Below are 22,087 nucleotides of genomic sequence, written 5' to 3' on the forward strand. Positions count from 1 at the left end.
CGGCGCCATGGGTCCCGGCTCAGCGGCGCGTCATTTCATGCCGCGCCGCGTCCGGGACACGGAAGCTTACTTGTTCTTCTTCGCGCGCTCGATGCCTTCGAGAATCAGCTTGTGCGCTTCCTCGGGGCCGCCCCAGCGCAGAATCTTCACCCATTTGCCCTTCTCGAGATCCTTGTAATGCTCGAAGAAGTGCTGGATCTGCTGCAGCGTGATGTCGGGCAGGTCGCTATAGGCTTTGATCTTGTCGTAGCGCTGCGTGAGCTTCGAAGACGGCACCGCCAAAATCTTCTCGTCGCCGCCGGCCTCGTCCTCCATGAACAGCACGCCGACCGGGCGCACGCTCATGACGGCGCCGGGGATGATGGCGCGGGTGTTGACGATCAAGACGTCGCAGGGGTCGCCATCGTCAGAGAGCGTGTGGGGGATGAAACCGTAATTGCCGGGGTAGCGCATCGGCGTATAGAGGAAGCGGTCGACCACCAGCGTGCCGGCTTCCTTGTCCATCTCATACTTGATCGGCTCGCCGCCAACCGGCACTTCGATGATGACGTTGACTTCGTTTGGCGCTTTGGTCCCGATCGAGACCGCATCGATACGCATAAAAAGCTCCGTGTTTGCCGAAAGGGGATCTCGCCCGGCAGCGATTTCGCGCTGTCATACGCGGGCTTGGCCCGCCGATCCATCGACTTTTCGCGAAATAATGAACACCGGTTCTTACCGGCTCAAATGGGCAAGCGGTATCGGCGGAAGGAAGTACTGCCAGCCAAATGACAGCGGATCAATTGGTCCAGGCGAAAGCGACCTTGTCGAGCGATTTGGGCCCGAACCGCTCCGAGGAGCGCGCCACCATGCGGCCGCCCAGCGCCCGGTAAAATTCCGTAGCCGGATCGTTGTCGGACAGCGCCCAGACCACCATGCTCTTCAAATTGCTCTGCATCAGGTCGCGGCGGGCGGCGGTAAACAGGCGCCGGCCGAAGCCCAGCCCCTGGAATTCCGGACGCAGGTAAAGCTCGTAGATTTCGCCGTCGAAATGCAGGCTGCGGGCGCGGTTGCGGCCGTAATTCGCGTAGCCGGCGATCTTGTCGCCGAACACCAGCACGCTGACGCGGCTGCCCTTGCGGATCGCGCTGTCCCACCATTGCGGGCCGCGGCGATTGATCAGCTTTTCCAGTTCGGCGCCGGGAATGATGCCCTGATAGGCCGAGCGCCAAGCTTCGTCATGGGTAGACGCCACCGCGGCTGCGTCAGCAGCTTTGGCCGGCCGGACCTCGATCAGGGTTGTGCTCATGGGCGCGATCAAACCAAGTCGCCGGGCCGGCGGCAAGAGCCATCGTTAATTATCGGTTAACCTGTGGACTTTCTGCATCAGTTTCCGAGCCGTGTTGTACCGAAAGAGGACAGGGCGCCGCTTTGGACGGCAGCGAGATGCCCTGCGCCGGTGCAAAACCAGCCGTTTCGCGAAGGACTGCATGGCGGCAACGCGAGAAAAGTCCGCCCATGATGATTCGTTCCAGCTAGTCTGGCCTTTGTCGTTCGAATTCTGCTGCCGGCAGTCATGCGGTTCTCTGCGCTCATCGTTGCCCTGCTCATTCTCGCCACGCCCGCGCGTGCGCAGAGCGCGTTGGGGGCATCGGGTGCCGAAGGCGAGCCGTTTCGCCGGCAAGAGTGGCGCGTGCCCTCGTCGGATGCTGCAACGCCGGCACATGCCCTGCTCTTCCGTCCCCCGGGCGACGGCCCGTTCCGCCTCGCGTTGATCGCACATGCCTCCACGCAAAACGTGCTGCGTCGTGCGCAAATGCCGCAACTGGAGTACCGCGCGCTCGCCGCGTTTCTGGTTGCGCGCGGCTTTGCCGTGCTGGTGCCGGAAAGGCTTGGCCATGGCGCAACCGGCGGCCGTTATGTCGAGGACCAGGGCGGCTGCGACGAGGCGAACTACGCGCGCTCGGGCCGCGCCACGGCCGAGGAAATCGCACGCGCGCTGGAATTCTTGCGAGAGCAGGATTTCGTCCGCAAGGACGGCGCCGTCGTGCTCGGTCATTCCGCGGGCGGCTGGGGCACGCTCGCGCTTGCCAATGCCGACCCCAAGACGGTTGGCGCCATCATCGCCTTTGCACCCGGGCGCGGCGGCCATGCCAACGACTTCCCCAACCAGGTCTGCGCGCCGCATACGCTCACCTCGGCGGCAGGCGAGTTCGGCAAGGCGGCGCGCGTGCCGATCACCTGGGTGGTGGCGGCCAACGACAGCTATTTCGCGCCGGCATTTTCGCGGCAATTGGCCGATGCGTTTCGCAGCAGTGGTGGGAAGATCGATTTTCGCGCGCTGCCAGCCGTGGGCAGCGAGGGCCACTGGATGATCGAGACCGAAGCCGGCGTCAAAGCCGCCAGCGCTGAACTCGAGCGCGCGCTGAAATCACCAAAGCCGCTGGTGGCCAAGAAGCCATGACGCTGTATTTCCTGGTCAAATATCTGCATGTGCTCGGTGCCATCGTCATTCTCGGCACCGGCAGCGGCATCGCCTTCTTCATGCTGATGGCGCATCGCAGCCGGGACGCCGAGTTCATCGCGCGCACGGCCGCGGTCGTGGTGATCGCGGACGCCCTGTTCACGCTCTCGGCGGTCATCCTCCAGCCGGTTACGGGCGGACTATTGATGATGCTCTCGGCGACGTCGATCGCGGAGCGCTGGCTCTTGGCGTCACTCGCGCTCTACGCGGTCGCCGGGCTGTTCTGGGTGCCTGTGGTGTTCATGCAGATCGAGATGCGCGGTCTCGCGCGCAAGGCGGCCGAGCAGCGCGCGGCCCTGCCGCCGCGCTATTTCGTGCTGTTCCGCCGCTGGTTCGCCTTCGGCTTCCCGGGTTTTGGCGCAACGATGCTGATCCTCTGGCTGATGATCGCAAAGCCGTTCTGAGTAATATGATGAGTGAAGTGGTGCGCAACATCCTCCTGTTGGGAGCCTCCGGCCTGATCGGCCGCTTCGTCACCGACGATCTCCGCGCCCGCGGCTTTCGCGTCATCGGCGTGGCGCGACAGCTGTCGCCGGCGCAGAAGATGAGCGCGCTCGATATCGAGCTGCCGATCATGGCGCTCGACGCGGCGGCGCTGACGCGCCTTCTGAACGAGCATGCGGTCGATGTGGTCGTGAATTGCGTGGGCGTCCTCCAGGACGCTCCCGGCAGCGACACCAACGCTGTTCATCGCGACTTCGTCGTGCGCCTATTGCAGGCAATTGGCGCGAGCGGCCGCGCGATCCGGCTGGTGCACATCTCGATCCCCGGCGCGGCCAACGAGGATCGTACCTCCTTTGCCACGACCAAGCGCGAGGCCGAGCGCCTGGTCGCCTCTTCCGGCATTCCCCACGCGATCCTGCGCCCGGGCTTCGTGGTCGCGCCGTCCGCCTATGGCGGCAGCGCCATGCTGCGCGCGCTCGCGGCCTCTCCGCTCGACCTGCCGGCCAAGGAGATGGCGACGCCGTTCCAGCCCGTCGCTATCAGCGACATTGCCGCCACGATCGCCTGGCTCGCGGCGCGCGACATCGACGATCCCGCCGTGAAAGCCGTGAGCTGGGACCTGATGCAGGCCGAGCCGGTCACGATGGCTGGCGTCATCAAGCAGTTTCGCCTTGCGTTCGGCACGGCCGGCTGGCCGCATCTCGCGATGCCGGCATTCCTGCTCGATTGCAGCGCGTGGGCAGGCGATCTCGCCAGCCGGCTCGGCTGGATGCCGCCGATGCGCTCGACCGCGATCGCCGAACTGCGCCGCGGCGTGACGGGCGACCCGCAGCACTGGATCGCAGCCACAGGCATTGTGCCGACGACACTGGCCGAGGCGATCGGGCGTCATCCCGCCACCATCCAGGACAAATGGTTTGCGCGGCTATACCTGGTCAAGGCGCTTGTGTTCGCGAGCCTGGTGGCGTTCTGGGTCGTCTCCGGTTTCATCGCCCTGATCGTCTCCTACCGCGCCGCCGCTGGCATCCTGAGCGCGCACGGCTTCCCATCCGCGCTGGTCGATCCCATCACCATCGGCACCAGCCTCATGGACATGTCGATCGGCGTGCTCATCGCCTTCCGCCGCACCGCGGGCGTCGGGCTCGTCGCGGGCATCGTTGCCTCGCTCGGCTATATGGTCGGCGCCGCGATCCTGACGCCCGACCTCTGGATCGAGCCGCTTGGCGCGCTGGTGAAGACGGGCCCGGCGATTGTGCTGATGCTGGTCGCTCTGCTGATGCTGGATAGCCGATAGCGTTTTCGGTTCGCGTGAAGAAGACGCGTCAATAAAGAGACTCTGATGAGTAAATGGCCTGACGACGACGTGATCCTGTTCGACGGCGTCTGCATCTTCTGCTCACGCTGGATTCGCTTCGTCGCGACGCGCGACACGGCGCGCCGATTCCGTTTCACGCCGATCCAGTCGGAGTACGGAACGAAGCTCGCACAGACCTTCGGCATCGATCCCGATGATCCCGACACCAACGCCGTCGTTCACGGCGGCGAAGTATTCATGAAATCGGACGCCGCGCTGACCGTGCTGTCGCAACTCCCCGGCTGGAGCTGGGTGCGCGCGCTGTTCGCCGTGCCAAAACCGCTGCGGAACGCGGTCTACAATCTCGTCGCACGCAACCGCTATCGCATTTTCGGCAAGTATGATGCGTGCTTCGTGCCGGACGCGGACTTGCGGGCGAGGGTGATCGAGTAGTAGCCCCGTCATTGCGAGGAGCGAAGCGACGAAGCAATCCAGAATCTTTCCGCGGGGGATTCTGGATTGCTTCGCTCCGCTCGCAATGACGGAGTTTGTTGCTACGCCTTTGCCATCGTTGCCAGCACTTCATTCGCCGCCCGCTCTCCGCTGTCCCGCGCTCCATGCGCCGTCGAGAAAAAGTTCGGCGACGTCGCCTCGCCCGCAAAGAACAGCCGCCCATCGACGGGAGCCGCCAGCACGGCGCGGTCGCCGGCATGACCCGGGAGCGCGTGGGAATAGGCGCCGCGGGCGAAGGGATCGTGGGCCCATCGGGACTCACGCAGCGGCTTCAGCATGCGCCTGATGTCGTTGCCGAGGTAACCCGCGATCTCGTCGATGCTTTGGGCTGCGAAGGCGCCGTCGCCGGCGTCCTCCAATTCGCGTGCAAAGCGGCCGCCGAAAAAACCGTCGATGCAGGGCTGACCAAACGGGCGGATGTGATAGGTGCCCATGGCGGTGCGCATGGTGGCGCCGCGCAAATTGCCTTCGCTTGGAAAGGCTTCCGCGTTCTCCAGCGCCAGCGTCACCTTGTCATCGACGCCGAGCGGCAGGCCGCGCGCGGCGTCGACCTTGGCCGGGAGCTGCGGCGAGAAGCGGATCGCTTCATCTGCAATCAGGTTGGTCGGTACCGTGACGATCACCTTTGCAGCATCGAGCGTGCCAAGCGACGTTTCGAGCCGGATGCGTTTGCCGGAGTGATCGATCAGCGTGACCTTGCAGTTCAGTGCCACTGGACATGACGCACCGTAGGCCGCGACCAGCGCGCCAAATCCGGCCCGTACGCGCCAATTGAAGTAGGTGTCCTCGTAGGCGTCCATGTCCAGAATCGAGACGCGGTCGAGCTCGCAGCCGTTCACATAGGTCGAGACTGCATTGATCATCGGGTTCCAGCGATTGCCGGGTTCGAGATAGCGTTCGGCTGGCGCATCCTCGCGGTCTTGCGCAGCTTCGGACACACGCTCGTAGAATTCGTCGATCGCGCGTCCGAAGTCCTCGCGCTCGCTGTCCGGAAACACCTCGCCAAAGGCGCGATCGCGCCAGGGTGGAAGATCCCTGTTGACCTCGAAATTCAGGCGTTCGGCGATTCCTACGAAGGAGTTCTTGTCTGCCGAATGTAGCCAGCCGCAGCCGACATCGAAGATCACTTCAGGCGAGGCCTGCACGGTCCAGGCGCGGCCGCCGAGCCGGTCGCGCGCTTCCAGTACGATGATGGAGAGGCCGCAATCCTTCAGCGCGTGGGCTGCGCCGAGACCAGCGGCGCCCGCGCCGATGATTGCGACGTCGACGGAGGAGGGGAGGGAGGTCATGGCTGGGCTCTAGCACGTCTGTTGTGTGCGCCAAAGCCACCACCACGTGAGCGTCATCACCCGCGAAGCGGGTGATGACAGCGAGATGACCAAGAAATGACAGCGTGAGTGGCTTACGCCACCGCTTCCTTGGCCTTCTCCGCGCGCTTGCGCTCGTTCGGATCGAGGTGCTTCTTGCGCAGACGGATCGACTTCGGCGTGACCTCGACGAGCTCGTCGTCCTCGATATAGGCGAGCGCCTTTTCCAGCGTCATCCGGATCGGCGGGGTCAGGCGCACCGCCTCGTCCTTGGACGTGGTACGGATGTTGGTGAGCTGCTTGCCCTTGAGCACGTTGATCTCGAGATCGTTGTCGCGGGTGTGCTCGCCGACGATCATGCCGCGATAGACCTTCCAGCCGGGCTCGATCATCATCGGGCCGCGGTCTTCCAGCTTGAACATGGCGTAGGCCACCGCGTCGCCCTGGTCGTTGGAGATCAGCACGCCGTTGCGACGGCCCTGGATCTCGCCCTTGTACGGCGCATAGCCGTGGAACAGGCGGTTCATGATCGCGGTGCCGCGGGTGTCGGTCAAAAGCTCGCCCTGGTAGCCGATCAGGCCGCGGGTCGGCGCGTAGAACACCAGGCGCAGGCGGTTGCCGCCAGAGGGCTTCATCTCGATGAGCTCGGCCTTGCGCTCGCTCATCTTCTGCACGACGACGCCGGAATGCTCCTCGTCGACGTCGATCACGACCTCCTCGATCGGCTCCATGGCGCCGCCGGTTGCCTCGTCCTTCTGGAGCACGACGCGCGGACGCGACACCGAGAGCTCAAAACCCTCGCGGCGCATGGTCTCGATCAGGATAGCGAGCTGCAATTCGCCGCGGCCCGAAACTTCCATCGAATCCTTGTCGTCGGCCTCGACCACGCGCAGCGCGACATTGCCTTCGGCTTCGCGGAGCAGACGGTCGCGGATCATGCGGCTCGTCACCTTGTCGCCTTCGGTGCCGGCGAGCGGGGAGTTGTTGACGATGAAGGACATCGACACGGTCGGCGGATCGATCGGCTGTGCCGGCAGCGGCACCTCGACGGTCGGATCGCAGAAGGTGTCGGCGACGGTGCCCTTGGTGAGGCCGGCAATGGCGACGATGTCACCGGCTTCGGCCTCATCGAGCGGCGTGCGCTCGAGCCCGCGGAAGGCGAGAATCTTGGTGATGCGCCCCTGCTCGACCAGCTTGCCGTCGGCATTCAGCACCTTGACCTGCTGGTTCGGCTTGAGCACGCCGGAGGAGATGCGGCCGGTGATGATGCGGCCAAGATAGGGATTGGCCTCCAGGATGGTGCCGATCATCTTGAACGGGCCTTCCTCGACCTTCGGCGGCGCGACGTGGCGCAGGATCAGGTCGAACAGCGGCTCCATGCCTTTGTCTTTCGGACCTTCAGGGCTCTCGGCCATCCAACCCTGCTTGGCCGATCCGTAAAGAATCGGGAAGTCGAGCTGCTCCTCGCTGGCATCGAGCGCGGCGAACAGGTCGAAGACCTCGTTGATGACTTCGGTCGGGCGCGCGTCGGGGCGGTCGACCTTGTTGATGACGACGATCGGCTTCAGGCCGACCTTCAGCGCCTTGGAGACCACGAACTTGGTCTGCGGCAGCGGGCCTTCGGCGGCGTCGACCAGCACCAGCGCGCCGTCCACCATGTTCAGGATGCGCTCGACCTCACCGCCGAAATCGGCGTGGCCGGGGGTGTCGACGATGTTGACGCGGGTGTCCTTCCACTGCACCGAGGCCGCCTTGGCCAGAATGGTGATGCCGCGCTCGCGCTCCAGATCGTTGGAGTCCATGGCGCGCTCGGCCACCTTCTGGTTCTCGCGGAAGGTACCGGATTGCTGGAGGAGGCGGTCGACGAGGGTCGTCTTGCCGTGGTCGACGTGAGCGATGATGGCGACGTTACGAAGGTTCATGAGTGAGCTTCTTTGCGGTCGAACAATGGGTTAGCGCGATCTCGCCGGTCAGACCGGGACCTCTTTTTCGGATAACGCTGGAAACCTGAGAAACGGGCGCTTTCCGCCCAAAAAGGAAGCCCGGCCATCAAAGCCGGGCACCTCAACGCGTTTGCAGCGCAATATAGTCAGAAAACGCTAAAAAACAATGGCTTCTTTGGCCGTCGCCTGGCCGTTCTACCACGGGGTTTGGTCAAATTCTTTCAAAGTCTTGGGCATGCCAGCGTGGCGAACCCCAGGTTCCTCCCGCGGGCTTCCGCGAGCCCTCCGGGCAGAAAGTCGAGCGTCTCGCGCAGCTCGTCGTCTCGTACGCTGTGACCGCAATAGCGCCTTGCCCTCGTCAGCATCTCGTTCGTCGCCAGGCCCGAATAGGCCCGATGGGTCGCCTCAAGGGCGGCTTCAACCTCGTTTGGAGCCAGCAGCATGTTGCCCATCCGGCCAGGCAGCAGCTCCGAGCGTTCTGCGCCCAGCGCGTGCCAGACGATACTCACCGGTGCATGCCGGGACGTGATGACCATACCGAACAGGTTTTGTTCGTTGGCGATCCCGGAGAGCTCGTGGCCCTCAATCAGCAACTGCACTGCAAGCTCGACAAACCCGGGAAGGCCGAACGCGCAAATGAAGGCGTTGGTTTGAGCCGCCGTTTCTGGGTTTGAACAAAAGGCCGCTTCCTCGAAATCGCCTGGGTTGGCGCGCCAAGCCGCGATCGCCTGCTCCGCTTCGATCGAAAGGCTGCTGTTCGCAGCGGCTGCCTTGAAGTGTGGTTTGAGGCGCTGACGCGTCGCGTCGTCGACGAAAAAGCCGACCCACCAATAATCGACGGCCAAGGTAGTCCTCCATGGATACCCCGGTTTTGTAGCAGCGCTCTTTGCGTGGGTTCACGTCGCGCGGCGAGGGGATCGACCCGCCTCCACGCCGATATCCTCTTCCTCCGTCGGATACACCCCGCGCAGCACCTCCTCGAAATGGCCCTTCACCGCGTCGTTGCACAGGCAGGCCCGCAATTTGAGGCCCTCGCGGTTGTACACCAGGATCGAGCCGCGACGCGTCTCGATCAGGCCTTGCGCCTTGAACGACTGGATGACGCGGCTCGCGTAGCTACGCCCGACGCCGAGCAGGGTCGCCAGCTGCTCGTGCGTGAGCGGCACGCTGTCGTTGCCGTCGATCCGCTCCATCGCGGCCAAAATCCATTTGGCGGTGCGCTGCTCGATCGAGTGGATGGCGTTGCAGGCCGTCGACTGGAAGATCTGCGCCAGCATGCAGTCGGCGTAGCGCGCAAAGATGTTGCGCAGCGTCGGCGAGCTGCGCTTGGCGGCCTCGAGCTTGCCGACATGGATGCGCACGAAGGGGCCACCGAACTTCACGACGATCCGCGTATAGGCCGGCAGATAGCCTTCGCTGACGACGCCGCCGACGGCGCCCTCGCGGCCGACCAGAATGGTCTCGACGTCGCGGCCGTCTTCGTTGGGAACGAGGAAGGTCGCAAGCGACGGCCCGCAGGGAAAATGCACGACCTGGACGTCGTCGCCGGGATTGTAGAGCAGCTCGTTCGCCGATGTTGCCTCGGTCGTCAGATGCGCCGCGATCAGCGCGTAGTCGGCCTGGCTCAGTCGCCGCAGCAGATTGTTGTAGGGCCGGCTCGCAATCTCGGCTGTCCTGTTGCTTCGCGCATCCATCCCAACGCTCTCCGATCTCCCCCGACATTAGCTGGTTCCGCTCGCCGCCTGTGTGCACAAGTGGACAGACGGAGAAACGGTGATGTGGTGCGCTTCGTTCCTGGAACCTCCGATGCGCGGGGCGCAGGCATCGGGCTGAAACCGTCTTGATTGGAACATCATGCAGCCCTCAATCGACGAGACCATGCAGCGCGCTTCATTCGACGGCTCCGATGTCCCCGCCGATGTGCTGATCGTTGAGGACGATCCCATCATCGCGATCGATTTCGAAGAACGCCTGCTCGGGCTCGGCGTGAAGGATGTGCGGACAGTCGCATCCGTTGCGCGCGCACTGGATGCGATCACCGACCGCGCGCCCGACTTTGCGCTCCTCGATGTCGAGCTGGTCCGCGAAACGAGCTTTGCGATCGCCGAGCGGCTGGCTGCGCTGAAAATCCCGTTCGTCTTCGTCACCGGCTACGGCGCGGAGACGAGGATTCCGCCCGAGTTCGCTGGCGTGCCGCGGCTGCAAAAACCCTGCTCGAGTGATGCGATGGAGGCCGCGCTGCGCGCGCGTGCCTCCAGGTAGCAGTGTGCTCTAAGCGAGCTTCGGTTCAAGCGTCGTCGACCACAACGCGGTGTCTGCGCGGTCGCGCAGGGTCACCGTCATCTGGCCGCTTGCGCCGTCGATCTTGACGTGACCGAAGAACTGCATGCCGGCCGACGGCGGCAAGTTCTGCTTGTCGAGGCCGGGCGCCTTGACGAAACGCACCTCGGGTCCAAACGTGTTGTCCATCTCGCCCGGTCCGAACGTTCCGGCATGCAGCGGCCCCGAGACGAATTCCCAGAACGGCTCGAATTCCTGGAACTGCGCCTTGTCCGGATTGTAGTAGTTCGCGGCCGTATAGTGGACGTCGGCGGTCAGCCACACCGTGTTTTTGATCGGCGCCATCTTGATGAAGCGCAGGAGGTCGGCGATCTCGAACTCTCTCCCGCGCACCGGCCCGTCGCCCTGCGCGAAGGCTTCCGACCCCTTCTTGTTCGCAGCATCGTCGTAAACGAGGATGCTGAGCGGCATGTCGGAGGCGATCACCTTCCAGGTCGCACGCGAGTTCAGGAGGCCGCGCTTCAGCCAGGCCATCTGATCCGGCCCGAGGAAATAGGACGCGGGGCCGTATTCCGTCTCCAGGTTCGGACCGTTGGGGCCGCGATAGCTGCGCTCGTCCAGCATGAAGACGTCGAGATGTGGGCCGTAGGAGATCTGGCGATAGACCCGGCCCGGCTCCACGATGCTCTCGCGCATCGGATACATCTCGTGGAAGGCGCGCGCGGCGCGCGCGGCGAGCAGGGTGACGTTGCGCTCCTTGTATGCGGCCGGCAGATCCTTCGACAGCGACCAGTTGTTGGTCACCTCGTGGTCGTCCCACTGCACGAAGATCGGCACCTCGGCATTGAAGGCGCGGACATTGTCGTCGGTGAAGTTGTATTTGTGCGCGGCACGGAACTCGTCGAGCGTCTCGGCGACCTTGGCCTTTTCGGGGATGGTGACGTTCTTCCAGATCTTGCCGTCGGCAAGCTTCACCTCGGAGGGGATCACGCCGTCGGCATAGATCGTGTCACCGGAATGCAGGAAGAAGTCCGGACGGTGTTTGCGCATCGCCGAGAATGTGAACATGCCGCCGTCGTCGGGGTTGATGCCCCAGCCCTGGCCGGCGACGTCGCCGCCCCAGACGAAGCTGACGTCGCGGCGGTCAGCGGGCGCGGTGCGGAAGCGGCCGACCACCGGCTCGCTCTCGATCGCGGTGTGAGAGAGATCGCGGAAACGGACGCGGTAGAAGATGTCCTGACCGCCGGGCAGATTTTCGACCAGCATCTTCGCGGTGAAATCGCTCTCGGGCAGCGCGGCAATCGGCGGCAGTGCGCGGGCGTCCTTGAAGCTATCCGTCGTCGCCACCTCGACCAGCATCTGTGAGGCACGATCGGCGCGCGCCCAGACCACGCCGCCGTCGACCGTGACGTCGCCGGACTGAACGCCATGGGTGATCAGCGGCCGGTCGGCCGCGCGCGACACATAGGGCATCGCGATCGCGCCGAGTGCGCCGGCGCTGGTGGAGAGGAATTGGCGACGGGAGAATTTGATTTTCATGGAAAGGCGTCTCGAAATCGGTCGGGACGACTGCGGTGGCAGCCGTCACTGCGAAGCCAACGCTATATTGAGACAATGTGACGCAGCGATTACGCGCGGAAGCTTTTACGCGTTGCCGGCGGCGCGGAATTGGGCACCGGCGCGCTGCAGGTTCTGCGGCAGGCTGAGCAGCAGCGCCTTGCGGTCGGCGACCGCGGAGTGGAACTGGTCGAGCGCGATGTTGAAGGCGGTCAGCGCGCTTTCTTCAATGGCGCCGTGGTCGAAGCAGCGCAGCGTGTCGCGCAGGATGTCGTCGGCCTCGCCCTGCATCTGGTCGAGCTCGTCGACGGTCTCCGAGCGCCGCGCCGCCGCGATCATGTCCAGCAGCCGTTCGCGCAGATGGCTGTTGTTGTCGCGCTCGTCCTTCTTCAGGTAGCCGGCGAACCAGGCGCCGATCGAGCCCATCGCCGAGAGCGCCATCAGGCTCCACCAGATGTAGTCGCTGTATCTGTCAAGGAAGGTCTTTTCCTCGCCGTCGACGAAGGCGGCCGCGCCCGGATGCACGGGGATCACGGCGTCCTTGTCGGTGTCGGGCGTCTCGATCTTCGCCGCCAGCGGGAATTCCGTCACCAGCTGCTGGCGTATCGCGAAGAGCTGCCGGGTGAAGGCGGCGACGGTAGTGTCCGACAGGCCTTTGCGCGCCACGATGTGGTGCGCGAAGCTGATCGTCTTGACCTCGTCATCGGGCCGGTCGGGCGAGCCGCCATAGGTGCCGGCGGGGATCTCGGCGGCTTCATAGACCGGATGGTTCTGCGCGATCGCGTCGGCCGAATCGATCGCGAGGAAGGTCGGCGTGCCGCCGTCCTTGGTGGAGGCGGCGATCGCATCCGCGGTAATCTTGCTGTTGACGGGGCCGGCGGCGAGATAGACGTCGGCCTTCTGGGTGCGGATCGCTTCGGCGGCTTCATTGGCCGGGAATTGCACGATCTCCACCTTGGCGGGATCGACGCCGTATTGCTGGAGGATCACCTTCAGGAGATTGACGTTGGCCTGGGTGCGGCCAACCACGCCGATGCGATGGCCGGCGAGCTGCGCGATCTTGGTGATCTTGGCGCCCTTCTTCTTGCCCTTGCCGGTCGCCGGGACCCAGAGCACGACGACGTTCTTGCGCAACGTCGCAACCGCCTGGGCGGTCTTCGGCACGTCGAGATCGCCGCGGATGATGGCGAGGTCGACCTTGTTCTCGGCGAGCGCCTCGGCGCTCGCGGTGGCGCCCTCGGTCTGGACCGGACGCAGCCGGACATAGCCCTTGCTCTGGACGAAAGCCTGCGTCAGCGCCTGCACGACCTTGACGTCGTCGCTGTTGGCCGGGCCAACGGCGATTCTGAGCGTCACCGGGCGCATGGCAAAATAATAGCCGCCGACGAGCGCGCCGACGACAGCAAGCACGAACGCGAGCGAAACAAGCATGGTCTTCCGCGCCGCCGATCGCGGCGACGTCGGTGTGGGTGTTTCGGCCAGCTCCAGGCCCCCGGTCATCGATCTCCCATACAGGCGTTTCAGGCTCGGTTTCATCTTGGCCTGGTCATTACCCCCGCAATTGTAGCAAATTTCTTGCCCGTCAGGGTTACATCTGCGTCATGGTTAGCGGATGGAGGACAACTCCATATGAACCCCGGCGTCAGCACGGTGTTAGGGTAAAGTTCCCCTGAAGACGGAGGCGATCATGACGGAGCGGCTGTCGGCGGAAGCACGCAAGCTGGCCTTGAGCGAACTATCCGGCTGGACCGAGACCGGTGGCCGCGAGGCGATCGGCAGGACGTTTACCTTTAGGGATTTCAACCAGGCTTTCGGCTTCATGACACGTGCCGCGCTGGTGGCCGAGAAGATGGACCATCATCCCGAATGGAAGAACGTCTACAAGACGGTCGAGGTGGTGCTCTCGACCCATGATGCCGGCGGCGTCACCGCGCTCGATATCGAGCTCGCCAAGGCGATGAACGCCATCGCGACACAGGCAGGCCTTGGCTGACGTCTTGTTGCAATGCCGCCGCATCCCCATCTTGTGATCGGCATTGGATGCGGCCATCGGCCGCGCCGGCCTGAACGGGGAGTTTTGGACCATGGCTGCTGCCGAACACAGCGTCGGCTTTGAGCCGGCCGATCGGCGGGCGGAAGACCGCGAGACCGTGCGCCGGCGTTTCTGGCGCAAGCTGAAGCGCGTGGTCGCGCACCTGCCGTTCGCCGAGGATCTGCTCGCCGCCTATTACTGCGCCTTCGACAAGCAGACGCCGCGCCATGTGCAGGCATCGCTGCTGGGCGCGATCGCGTATTTCATCCTGCCGTTCGATGTCGTGCCCGACATGCTGCCGATGCTCGGCTTCACCGATGATGCCGCCGTGCTCGCGACCGCAATCAAGCTGGTCGCCAGCCACATCACGCCAGATCACCGCGAAGCCGCCCGCGCCGCGCTGAAGCGCGGTGTGGGCGAAGCAGAGGCGGAAGCCGCGTAGTCGCGGGAGTAACACGCTCCGCCGTCGTTGCCGGCGAAAGCGGGCAATCCAGTACGCCGCGGCTTATCCGTGTCCTTGCGCTGCCTCTGCAATACTGGATCACCCGCTCCAGTGCGCAATCGCGCACAAGGCGGGTGATGACAGTGAGAGTGCAGCGCTAGCGTTCCACAAGCTCGTCATTGCGAGCGAAGCGAAGCAATCCAGAGATGTTTCCGCGGTGGCAGTCTGGATTGCTTCGTCGCTTCACTCCTCGCAATGACGGTGTTTGCCGCTACTTCTTCTCCGACCTCGCCTGCGCCCGCGAGCCGTTCTCCGCTTCCCAGGCCTGGAATTGCTTGAACAGCGCTTCCTTGTCGGTCTCGGACACCTTCGCCGCCGCGGGGTTCTGCTTCAGGAATGTCTCGAAGCGTTGGCGCGCCACCGGCTCGACGCCGTGGCTGTCGAGCCATTGCTGCGCCACCGGCAGCCTGTTCCAGCCCGACAACGGGGCCGCGAGCGAGACCTCTTTCCATTTCGGATGGAAGGGCGGGTTCTGCAGCGTCGGGAATTTCGTGAAGAACGCGTCCACGAACAGTGCGATCTTGCGGTAACGATCCGTCTTCGGCCCCCAATTATAGGCGGCAAGCACGGCCGGGACCGCGATCGTATCGACCGTCTCGCCATCCTTGATCAGGTTCGGATAGTCCTTTGCCGTCAGCGTCGCCGGCAGATAGTCGCTCTGGAGCGGCTTGGCGTAGTCCACGCCCGCAAGATGGAAGCGGCCATCATTATTGAAGGTCGAGACCGACTTGTACGGCTTGCCGCCGACCACGATCACGGCGTCGATCTCGCCGGCCTTCAGCTTCTCCATCGCGATGCGCTGCTCGATATAGACGAAGTTGGCCTTGATCCCGAGCCGCTCGAACACCGTGAGCGCGGTGACGAAGGTGCCGCCATTGGGCAGGTCGACGCTGACCTTCTTGCCCTCGAGGTCCTTCAGTGTCGCGATCGACTTCGGCGCGATGACCTGCATCTCTTCATTGTAGAGCTTGGTCACGTAGGTGAACTGCTTCTTGATGTCGCTCGCAAAACCCTTGCGCTCGAGGTAGTCGAGCGTGTCGGCGCGCACGATGCCAAGATCGACGCCCTGGAGGAACAGGATGTCGGCGACGCTCTGCACCGAGCCGCGGCCGACGATCGGCAGCACGCGCAGCTTGTTGCCGTCATCGAGCACGGAGGCGAGGTCGGCGCCGAACTGCACATAGGTGCCGCCGATGGTGCCGGTGATCAGCGTGACCGTGTTGGCGTTCAACGCCTGCTTGGTCGAGACCGATCCGAACTGGAAGATCGCCTTCAGACTGTCCGAGACCTTGCTCGGGTCGTATTCGGTCTGCTCGGCCTGTGCTGACAGGCCACACATCGTCACGATGGCGGCTAGCGCCATTCTCAAAGCGTTACGCATGATGTCCTCTGCTTAAATTGAAATCCTAGTCCTGAAGTTGCGTGAGGCGCGCCCGCGCCTCCGCGGATCCGAGGGCAGCGGCCTTCTGGTACCAGCTTCGTGCAGTGGCGGGATCCGCGGTGATGCTGCGCGTATCCTTGGTGCCGAGTACGGCCGGGTCAAAAGTCTGCGCCAGAACGAACGCCGCTGTCGCATCCTGCGCATTCGCCGCGCGCTCGAGCAGCAGCCGGGCGGCGGCGATATCGCCGATGGTCATCAGGCTCCTGGCGCGCGTCATCAGTCCGGCCAGCGTGTCGGCGTCGAGCGTTTTGACGGGCTGAGGTGGCGCCAGCGGTGCGGGCGGCGGCGCGACGGGCGCGGCGGCGGCCTGTGCCGGCGTCTGCGCTTGCAGCGCGTTCTGGTAGGCGGTCGCGATCGCCTCGCGGCTCGGCGGCGCCGGCGCCGTGACTTCCCTGGCTTCTGCGGCGGCGAGTTGCATCGGGTTCGACACCCGGGCCGGATCCTTCAGCGGGGTCTGGCGTGCGACCGGGGCCGGTGGTGTCGCCGGCTCCTCGGCCGCCACGCTGCTTATCCATGCCGTAGCATTGGCGGCGAACAGGCGGCTGACGTCGGAGTGGAACAACGTGACCAGCACTGCGATCGCGGATGCGGCCAGCACACTGGCGACGATTTGCGTCGCGAGGCCGACGCGCCGCGCGCGGCGGGGGGTAAACTCTCGTGGATCCGGCGTGCCCTGCGGATCGGACAAAAACAGCGGCATCGGATCGTGCGGTGAAAGCTCGGTCCGGTCGGCCTGTGCCAGATGATAGGGCATGGCGTCCAGATCGGTCATGACTTGCTCGGCGTCGAACGCCCGAGATGTCTTGGACAGACGGTAGGCCGTCGTCTCCATGGTCTGATGCTCCCCTATTACTAAACGCAACGCGCTGGGGGCATCCCGGGTGAAGTCTTCTTATTGTTGTCCAGAAGCCCCCGCTCACTGGAACCGGTAAATCGCCGTCCGATTCAGCCCAAAAGACGACCACGGTTTGGGCGAATCAGGAAACATTTGGGTTTGATTGAGGCAAGAGCGGGACGTGCACCGCAATTTTGATCGCGGTGGTTGAGGGAACTTTTACCTTAAATCCGGCGGTCTGCTGCGAGAGGCCCGTTGCATGCACCACATTCTACGCGGTCATTCCCCGCGACCCGGCTACGCCAAGGCCGGCTACGCCAAGGCTTTAGCGTAGGCGGCGAGCGGGAAATCCAGTACGCGGCGGCTTCTCCGCATGCGCCTGACGTCGCTGGAATACTGGATCGCCCGCTCCAGTGCGCAACTGCGCGCAAGGCGGGCGATGACAGTTGGATGACAGTTGAATGTGCGGCCGGCGATGACGGCCAGGTTTGTGGCGAGCAACGTTTCGTAACATCCGCGCGACGTCAGGGATGCAGGATCACCTTGCCCATCGCCTGGCGGCCGGCCAGCACCTTCAGCGCATCGGCGGTCTGCGCCAGGGGGAAGGTGCGGTCGACGTGGGAGGAGATCTTGCCTTCCGCCGTCCACTTCACGAGCTTCTCCAGATTGGCGCGGTTCTTCGCCGGGTTGAGCCGCGTCCAGGCGCCCCAGAACACGCCGCGGATATCGCAGCCCTTCAGCAGCGCGAGGTTGAGCGGCATCTTTGGAATGTCGCCGGCGGCAAAGCCGATCACCAGGAAGCGGCCTTCCCAGGCGATCGAGCGCAGTGCCTGCTCGGCATAGGCGCCGCCCACGGGATCGAAGATGATGTCGACGCCCTTGCCGTCGGTGAGCTTGCGCAGGCCCTCCTTCAGATCTTCCTTGCCGTAGTTGAGCGTCAGCTCCGCGCCGTGCGCTTTCGCAAAAGCCAGCTTCTCATCCGACGAGGCGCAGCCGATGACCTTCAGGCCCATCAGCTTGCCGAGCTCGCAGGCCGCCAGGCCGGTGCCGCCGGCAGCGCCGAGCACCGCAAGCGTCTCGCCCGGCTTCGGGCTCGCGCGATCCTCGAGCGCGTGCAGCGCGGTGCCGTAGATAATGATGATTCCGGCCGCACGGTCGTAATCGAGATTGTCCGGAATCTTCACGATCGAAGCCGCCGGCAGCGCGATCTTCTCGCGCGCGCCGTTATGGCCGCAGGAGGCCACCACGCGGTCGCCCACTTTCAGATCGGTCACGCCGGGGCCGATGCTCTCGATCACACCGGCGACTTCGGCGGCCGGTGAGAACGGGAACGGCGGCTTGACCTGGTACTTGCCCTGAATCATCAGGATGTCGAAGAAATTCAGCGCCGCCGCCTTGATCGCGATTACGGCTTCGCCGGGCCCTGCCACCGGATCCGGTACATCGGCCAACACGAGATCGTCGGGCTGGCAATATTGCGAGCAGAGGATGGCTTTCATGGCGACACCTAGGCGTTTCAAAGCAGAATTATAGTTTGCCTGCTTTTGCCGGATTTAACGCCAGCCCACAATCCGGTTTCTTTGTTCAAAGCGATGCGTAGGCCTATTCTCCGTCATTGCGAGCGCAGCGAAGCAATCCAGAATCTTTCCGCGGCGACAGTCTGGATTGCTTCGCTGCGCTCGCAATGGCGATGTTTGCGAACGGGAGGATTCAAACGATGTTTGAAACAGGCCTGCTCAGGGACAAGCGCATCCTGGTTACCGGCGGCGGCTCCGGACTTGGTGCTGCGATGGCGCGTCGCTTCCGCGCGCTCGGCGCCGAGCTCGTGATCTGCGGCCGCAAGCGCGATCGCCTCGAGGCTGCCGCCAGCGAGATGCGAAACGAGACCGGCGGCAAGGTCACAACCATCGTCTGTGATGTCCGCGACGGCGCGGCGGTCGATGGCATGATGGATCAGATCTGGCGCGAGGCGCCGCTCGATATCCTCGTCAACAATGCGGCCGCGACCTTCATCGCGCAGAGCGAGCATCTCTCATTCCGTGCCGCGGACGCGATCCTGGCGCCGACGCTGCACGGCGCGATGTATTGCACGCTTGCGGCGGGCCGCCGCTGGATCGAAGGCGCGCACAAAGGCGTCGTGCTCTCGATCCTTTCGACCTCGACCATTACCGGCCGTGCCTTCACCGTGCCCTCAGCGATGGCGAAGTCGGCCGTGCTGGCGATGACCAGGAGCCTCGCGGTTGAATGGGGGCCGAAGGGCATCCGCACCTTGGCGATTGCGCCGGGTCCGTTCCCGACCGCCGGCGCCTCCGGCCAGCTGCGCCCGGAGGGCCGCGATGAGGGCTGGGCGTCGCGCAATCCGCTGGGCCGCACCGGAGAGCATGCCGAGCTCGCCGATCTCGCCAGCTTTCTGGTCTCGGACCGCGCCGGCTATATCAATGGCGAGATGGTGGTGATCGACGGCGGCGCGCATTTGCGCAGTTCCGGCGCCGAGGACCTGCTCGGCTGGACCGAGGCGCAATGGGCCGCGCAGCGCGCCGCCAGATCCAAGGGCTAAGACCGAAAGACTAGGACTTTCTTCCCTGTAACCTCGTTCCGAATCAGGCTCTTACCGGCTATTTTGGGTGCGGGACAAAGTCCAGCCGGGCCATCTTCCAGTCACAATATTGAGGGAACCACTCCAGGATGTGGCGGGTGCTTTTTTTATCCTTGATGACTGGCGTGGTGGCGTGTGGGATCGCCGATCTTGCGCGCGCGCAAACCGCGCAACCGGCGCCGAAGGCAGTGGCTAAGCCGGCCGCGGATGCCAAGACCGCAGCAAAGACGGCGGCAAAGCCCGAGAGTAAACCGGTGGCGCCGCCTCCGGCCATTGCAGGCGGTGCGGAGCCGTCCCTGATCGGCCAGTTCGGCACCTGGGGCGCCTATTCGGCGACGCCCAACGGCAAGAAAGTCTGTTTTGCGCTGGCAAAACCCTCGTCCTCGAAGACCAATCCGCCGAACCGCCCGCGCGATCCGGCCTATGCCTTCGTCTCCACCCGGCCGTCGGAGAGGGTCAACAACGAAGTCTCGGTCATGATCGGCTACGCGCTGAAACCGGGCTCGGAATCGACCCTCGAGGTCGGGGGCGCGTCCTACGCGATGTACACGCAAGGCGACGGCCTCTGGATCAAGAACGCGGCCGAGGAGGAGCGGATGGTCGAGGCCATGCGCAAATCCGCCGATCTCGTGGTCAAGGGCGTCTCGGCCAAGGGGACCGAGACCACCGACACCTTCTCGCTCAAGGGCCTGGCGCAGGCCCTCGATCGAATCGCGCAAGACTGCAAGCGGTAGGGTGCGTTTCGCGCCAATTTGGCGTTGTTTGGGGGCTTTCAAACGCCTATTTGAAAGCTGCTTCCCCTCACGGTGAGGAGGCGCGCAAGCGCCGTCTCGAACCGCGAGGCCGAGATGCTTGTTCCGGGCCTTCATCCTTCGAGACGCGCGCGATGCGCGCTCCTCAGGATGAGGGGCGAGAGTTTTTCTCAAGACAGAATGACGATGACCGTTCAATCGACCGACACCGTTGCCGCCGGGCTTCCCTTGGAAAAGGTCCCGCTCGAAACCTATGTGCCGCCGGCGAGGCCCTCGCTCATCGGCCTGTCGCGGAGCGAGCTTGCCGAACGCCTCGGCGAGATCGGCGTAGCGCCCGCGCAGCGCAAGATGCGTGTGCAGCAATTGTGGCACTGGATCTATTTCCGCGGCGCCAGGAGCTTTGACGAGATGACCTCGATCTCGAAGGACATCCGCGCCGAGCTCGCAAAGCACTTCACCGTCGACCGGCCCGAAGTCGTGGCCGAGCAGATCTCCAATGACGGCACCCGCAAATGGCTGTTGCGCCTGCCGAGCGGTGACAATGTCGAGAGGGCGCATGAAGTCGAGTGCGTCTACATTCCCGAGACCGATCGCGGCACGCTGTGCGTCTCCTCGCAGGTCGGCTGTACCTTGAACTGCTCCTTCTGCCACACCGGCACGCAGCGGCTGGTACGCAACCTCACCGCCGGCGAGATCGTCGGGCAGGTGATGGTGGCGCGCGATCGCCTGAATGATTGGGCCGATCGCGAGAACGGCACGCGCCTCGTCACCAACATCGTGATGATGGGCATGGGCGAGCCGCTCTACAATTTCGACGCGGTGCGCGATGCCCTGCTCATCGTCGGAGACAATGAAGGCATCGGCATCTCCCGCCGCCGCATCACGCTGTCGACCTCGGGCGTGGTGCCGAACATCGTGCGCGCCGGCGACGAGATCGGCGTCATGCTCGCGATCTCGCTGCACGCGGTGCGCGACGAGCTGCGCAACGAGCTCGTGCCGCTCAATCGCAAATATCCGATCGCGGAATTGCTGCAGGCCTGCCGCGATTATCCGGGCGCCTCGAACGCGCGCCGCATCACCTTCGAATATGTGATGCTCAAGGGCGTCAACGATTCCCTCGACGACGCCAGGCTCCTCGTGAAGCTGCTCAAGGGCATCCCGGCCAAGATCAACCTGATCCCGTTCAATCCCTGGCCCGGCACGGCCTATGAATGCTCGGACTGGGACCAGATCGAAAAATTCTCCGAATACATCTTCAACGCCGGCTATTCCTCGCCGGTGCGTACGCCACGCGGCCGCGACATCCTCGCCGCCTGCGGCCAGCTCAAATCGGAGACGGAAAAGCTCTCGGTTCGCGAGCGCCAGGCGCTGCGCGCGATGGCGATGACCGATTGACATGAAGCGGCCATCAACATCCGTCATGGCCGGGCATCGTTATTTCTAGGCAGTCATTCCGGGGCGGCTGGACGACCCGAACCCGGAATCTCGAGGTTCCGGGTTCGCGCTACGCGCGCCCCGGAATGACGGTGGGGGACGTTGTGTTACATTCGGTCAACGATGATGGATGCGTCCGATGGCACTGATCGGGCGCCTCGTCGTGATCTTTCTCGGCTTTCTGGCCTCATGCCTGGTCGGCGGCATGATCGTCGTGGCTGCGCTGCTGTTCCCGGAATTCTCCGATCTCGGCGCAGGTCCGGTTGATGAAGGCACGATCGACGTCCTGCTCGGCTTTGGCTTCATCTTCATCTCCGGCTTCGCGCTGTTGCCGGCGATGGTCATCGTCGCGATCACCGAGGCCTTCTATATCCGCAGTGCGCTCGCCTATGCGGTCGGTGGCGGGCTGGTCGGGCTTGCCTGCTATCTCGGCCTTATTCCGTTCCATCCCGAGACGCTCGAGTTCGAGGGCATCGTGCGCCGCCATCTCGAGATCATGACCGGCGCGGGTATCGTTGCCGGGGTCGTGTACTGGATGATCGCCGGTCGCAATGCGGGCGCCTGGCGCCATCCGCCGCCCCCGCGCAAGCCGCCCCCGCCGCTGCCGTCGAATTCGCGGCCGGATGCGCTGTAGGTAATGTAGTCATTCCGGGG

General features: G+C 64.3%; 23 protein-coding genes. 11 read left to right on the top strand and 12 right to left on the bottom strand.

Annotation, left to right across the window (positions count from 1 at the left end; translation table 11 throughout):
- Positions 1 to 66: 66 nt before the first annotated feature.
- Both ppa and Q2941_RS14485 read right to left on the bottom strand, forming a co-directional pair.
- Positions 67 to 600 carry an inorganic diphosphatase gene (gene ppa / locus Q2941_RS14480; RefSeq protein ID WP_027523454.1) on the bottom strand — a complete coding sequence of 178 codons (534 nt, stop codon included), beginning with the start codon at positions 598 to 600 and terminating at the stop codon, positions 67 to 69.
- Between the two features lie 178 nt (positions 601 to 778).
- The gene (locus Q2941_RS14485; protein WP_027523455.1) at positions 779 to 1,288 is read right to left on the bottom strand and encodes a GNAT family N-acetyltransferase; all 510 of its coding nucleotides are present in this window, start codon (positions 1,286 to 1,288) and stop codon (positions 779 to 781) included.
- A gap of 267 nt (positions 1,289 to 1,555) precedes the next feature.
- Here Q2941_RS14485 and Q2941_RS14490 point away from each other — a divergent pair, with 267 nt between their 5' ends.
- Genes Q2941_RS14490 through Q2941_RS14505 form a run of 4 tightly spaced genes read left to right on the top strand, consistent with a single transcriptional unit; the run spans position 1,556 to position 4,694 of the window.
- Positions 1,556 to 2,443 carry an alpha/beta hydrolase family protein gene (locus tag Q2941_RS14490; RefSeq protein ID WP_458192867.1) on the top strand — a complete coding sequence of 296 codons (888 nt, stop codon included), beginning with the start codon at positions 1,556 to 1,558 and terminating at the stop codon, positions 2,441 to 2,443.
- On the top strand, positions 2,440 to 2,907 hold the full coding sequence (locus Q2941_RS14495) for a DUF2269 family protein (RefSeq protein ID WP_027523457.1): 468 nt from the start codon (positions 2,440 to 2,442) through the stop codon (positions 2,905 to 2,907). The genes Q2941_RS14490 and Q2941_RS14495 overlap by 4 nt, the downstream gene beginning before the upstream one ends.
- A gap of 8 nt (positions 2,908 to 2,915) precedes the next feature.
- The gene (locus Q2941_RS14500; RefSeq protein WP_458192868.1) at positions 2,916 to 4,241 is read left to right on the top strand and encodes an SDR family oxidoreductase; all 1,326 of its coding nucleotides are present in this window, start codon (positions 2,916 to 2,918) and stop codon (positions 4,239 to 4,241) included.
- A gap of 45 nt (positions 4,242 to 4,286) precedes the next feature.
- Positions 4,287 to 4,694 (top strand): thiol-disulfide oxidoreductase DCC family protein, encoded by a 408-nt coding sequence (locus Q2941_RS14505; protein WP_027523459.1) that lies wholly within the window; start codon positions 4,287 to 4,289, stop codon positions 4,692 to 4,694.
- A 101-nt stretch (positions 4,695 to 4,795) separates the two neighbouring features.
- Here the strand turns inward: Q2941_RS14505 and Q2941_RS14510 are convergent, their stop codons facing one another.
- From Q2941_RS14510 to Q2941_RS14525, 4 genes are all read right to left on the bottom strand, one after another.
- On the bottom strand, positions 4,796 to 6,043 hold the full coding sequence (locus tag Q2941_RS14510) for a flavin monoamine oxidase family protein (protein ID WP_458192869.1): 1,248 nt from the start codon (positions 6,041 to 6,043) through the stop codon (positions 4,796 to 4,798).
- A 113-nt stretch (positions 6,044 to 6,156) separates the two neighbouring features.
- Entirely contained in the window at positions 6,157 to 7,983 is a 1,827-nt protein-coding gene (gene typA, locus Q2941_RS14515) for a translational GTPase TypA (protein WP_458192870.1), read from the bottom strand.
- 242 nt (positions 7,984 to 8,225) lie between these two features.
- Positions 8,226 to 8,849: a hypothetical protein gene (locus tag Q2941_RS14520; protein ID WP_458192871.1), complete on the bottom strand. Its 624-nt coding sequence runs from the start codon at positions 8,847 to 8,849 to the stop codon at positions 8,226 to 8,228.
- A 51-nt stretch (positions 8,850 to 8,900) separates the two neighbouring features.
- Positions 8,901 to 9,698 (bottom strand): Crp/Fnr family transcriptional regulator, encoded by a 798-nt coding sequence (locus Q2941_RS14525; RefSeq protein ID WP_051389774.1) that lies wholly within the window; start codon positions 9,696 to 9,698, stop codon positions 8,901 to 8,903.
- 160 nt (positions 9,699 to 9,858) lie between these two features.
- Here Q2941_RS14525 and Q2941_RS14530 point away from each other — a divergent pair, with 160 nt between their 5' ends.
- A complete protein-coding gene (locus Q2941_RS14530; RefSeq protein ID WP_458192872.1) occupies positions 9,859 to 10,266 on the top strand; it encodes a response regulator in 408 nt (135 codons plus the stop codon).
- 9 nt (positions 10,267 to 10,275) lie between these two features.
- On the opposite strand, the gene Q2941_RS14535 is transcribed toward Q2941_RS14530, so the two are convergent.
- Together Q2941_RS14535 and Q2941_RS14540 are read right to left on the bottom strand one after the other, a co-directional pair.
- The gene (locus Q2941_RS14535) at positions 10,276 to 11,823 is read right to left on the bottom strand and encodes an alkaline phosphatase D family protein (RefSeq protein WP_458192873.1); all 1,548 of its coding nucleotides are present in this window, start codon (positions 11,821 to 11,823) and stop codon (positions 10,276 to 10,278) included.
- 105 nt (positions 11,824 to 11,928) lie between these two features.
- Positions 11,929 to 13,377 carry a TAXI family TRAP transporter solute-binding subunit gene (locus tag Q2941_RS14540; protein WP_458192874.1) on the bottom strand — a complete coding sequence of 483 codons (1,449 nt, stop codon included), beginning with the start codon at positions 13,375 to 13,377 and terminating at the stop codon, positions 11,929 to 11,931.
- Positions 13,378 to 13,528: 151 nt separating this feature from the next.
- On the opposite strand from Q2941_RS14540, the gene Q2941_RS14545 reads away from it, so the two are divergent.
- Positions 13,529 to 13,834 (top strand): 4a-hydroxytetrahydrobiopterin dehydratase, encoded by a 306-nt coding sequence (locus Q2941_RS14545; protein WP_027523466.1) that lies wholly within the window; start codon positions 13,529 to 13,531, stop codon positions 13,832 to 13,834.
- 91 nt (positions 13,835 to 13,925) lie between these two features.
- Positions 13,926 to 14,315 (top strand): YkvA family protein, encoded by a 390-nt coding sequence (locus tag Q2941_RS14550; protein ID WP_027523467.1) that lies wholly within the window; start codon positions 13,926 to 13,928, stop codon positions 14,313 to 14,315.
- Positions 14,316 to 14,586: 271 nt separating this feature from the next.
- Here Q2941_RS14550 and Q2941_RS14555 read toward each other — a convergent pair whose 3' ends face one another.
- From Q2941_RS14555 to Q2941_RS14570, 4 genes are all read right to left on the bottom strand, one after another.
- Complete coding sequence (locus Q2941_RS14555; RefSeq protein WP_027523468.1) at positions 14,587 to 15,756, bottom strand: TAXI family TRAP transporter solute-binding subunit; 1,170 nt, start codon at positions 15,754 to 15,756, stop codon at positions 14,587 to 14,589.
- A gap of 25 nt (positions 15,757 to 15,781) precedes the next feature.
- Positions 15,782 to 16,648, bottom strand: a complete 867-nt coding sequence (locus Q2941_RS14560; protein WP_254109554.1) for a hypothetical protein — start codon at positions 16,646 to 16,648, stop codon at positions 15,782 to 15,784.
- A gap of 315 nt (positions 16,649 to 16,963) precedes the next feature.
- A complete protein-coding gene (locus tag Q2941_RS14565; protein ID WP_156944352.1) occupies positions 16,964 to 17,152 on the bottom strand; it encodes a hypothetical protein in 189 nt (62 codons plus the stop codon).
- Positions 17,153 to 17,175: 23 nt separating this feature from the next.
- A complete protein-coding gene (locus Q2941_RS14570) occupies positions 17,176 to 18,150 on the bottom strand; it encodes an NADPH:quinone oxidoreductase family protein (protein ID WP_458192875.1) in 975 nt (324 codons plus the stop codon).
- Between the two features lie 218 nt (positions 18,151 to 18,368).
- On the opposite strand from Q2941_RS14570, the gene Q2941_RS14575 reads away from it, so the two are divergent.
- From Q2941_RS14575 to Q2941_RS14590, 4 genes are all read left to right on the top strand, one after another.
- Complete coding sequence (locus Q2941_RS14575; RefSeq protein ID WP_458192876.1) at positions 18,369 to 19,208, top strand: SDR family oxidoreductase; 840 nt, start codon at positions 18,369 to 18,371, stop codon at positions 19,206 to 19,208.
- A 128-nt stretch (positions 19,209 to 19,336) separates the two neighbouring features.
- Positions 19,337 to 19,981, top strand: coding sequence for an invasion associated locus B family protein (locus Q2941_RS14580; RefSeq protein WP_027523472.1), 645 nt, complete (start codon positions 19,337 to 19,339; stop codon positions 19,979 to 19,981).
- A 204-nt stretch (positions 19,982 to 20,185) separates the two neighbouring features.
- Positions 20,186 to 21,394: a dual-specificity RNA methyltransferase RlmN gene (gene rlmN, locus Q2941_RS14585; protein WP_156944353.1), complete on the top strand. Its 1,209-nt coding sequence runs from the start codon at positions 20,186 to 20,188 to the stop codon at positions 21,392 to 21,394.
- A 178-nt stretch (positions 21,395 to 21,572) separates the two neighbouring features.
- Positions 21,573 to 22,067, top strand: a complete 495-nt coding sequence (locus Q2941_RS14590; RefSeq protein ID WP_027523474.1) for a hypothetical protein — start codon at positions 21,573 to 21,575, stop codon at positions 22,065 to 22,067.
- Positions 22,068 to 22,087 lie beyond the last annotated feature (20 nt).

This window comes from Bradyrhizobium sp. UFLA05-153 (assembly GCF_054185185.1).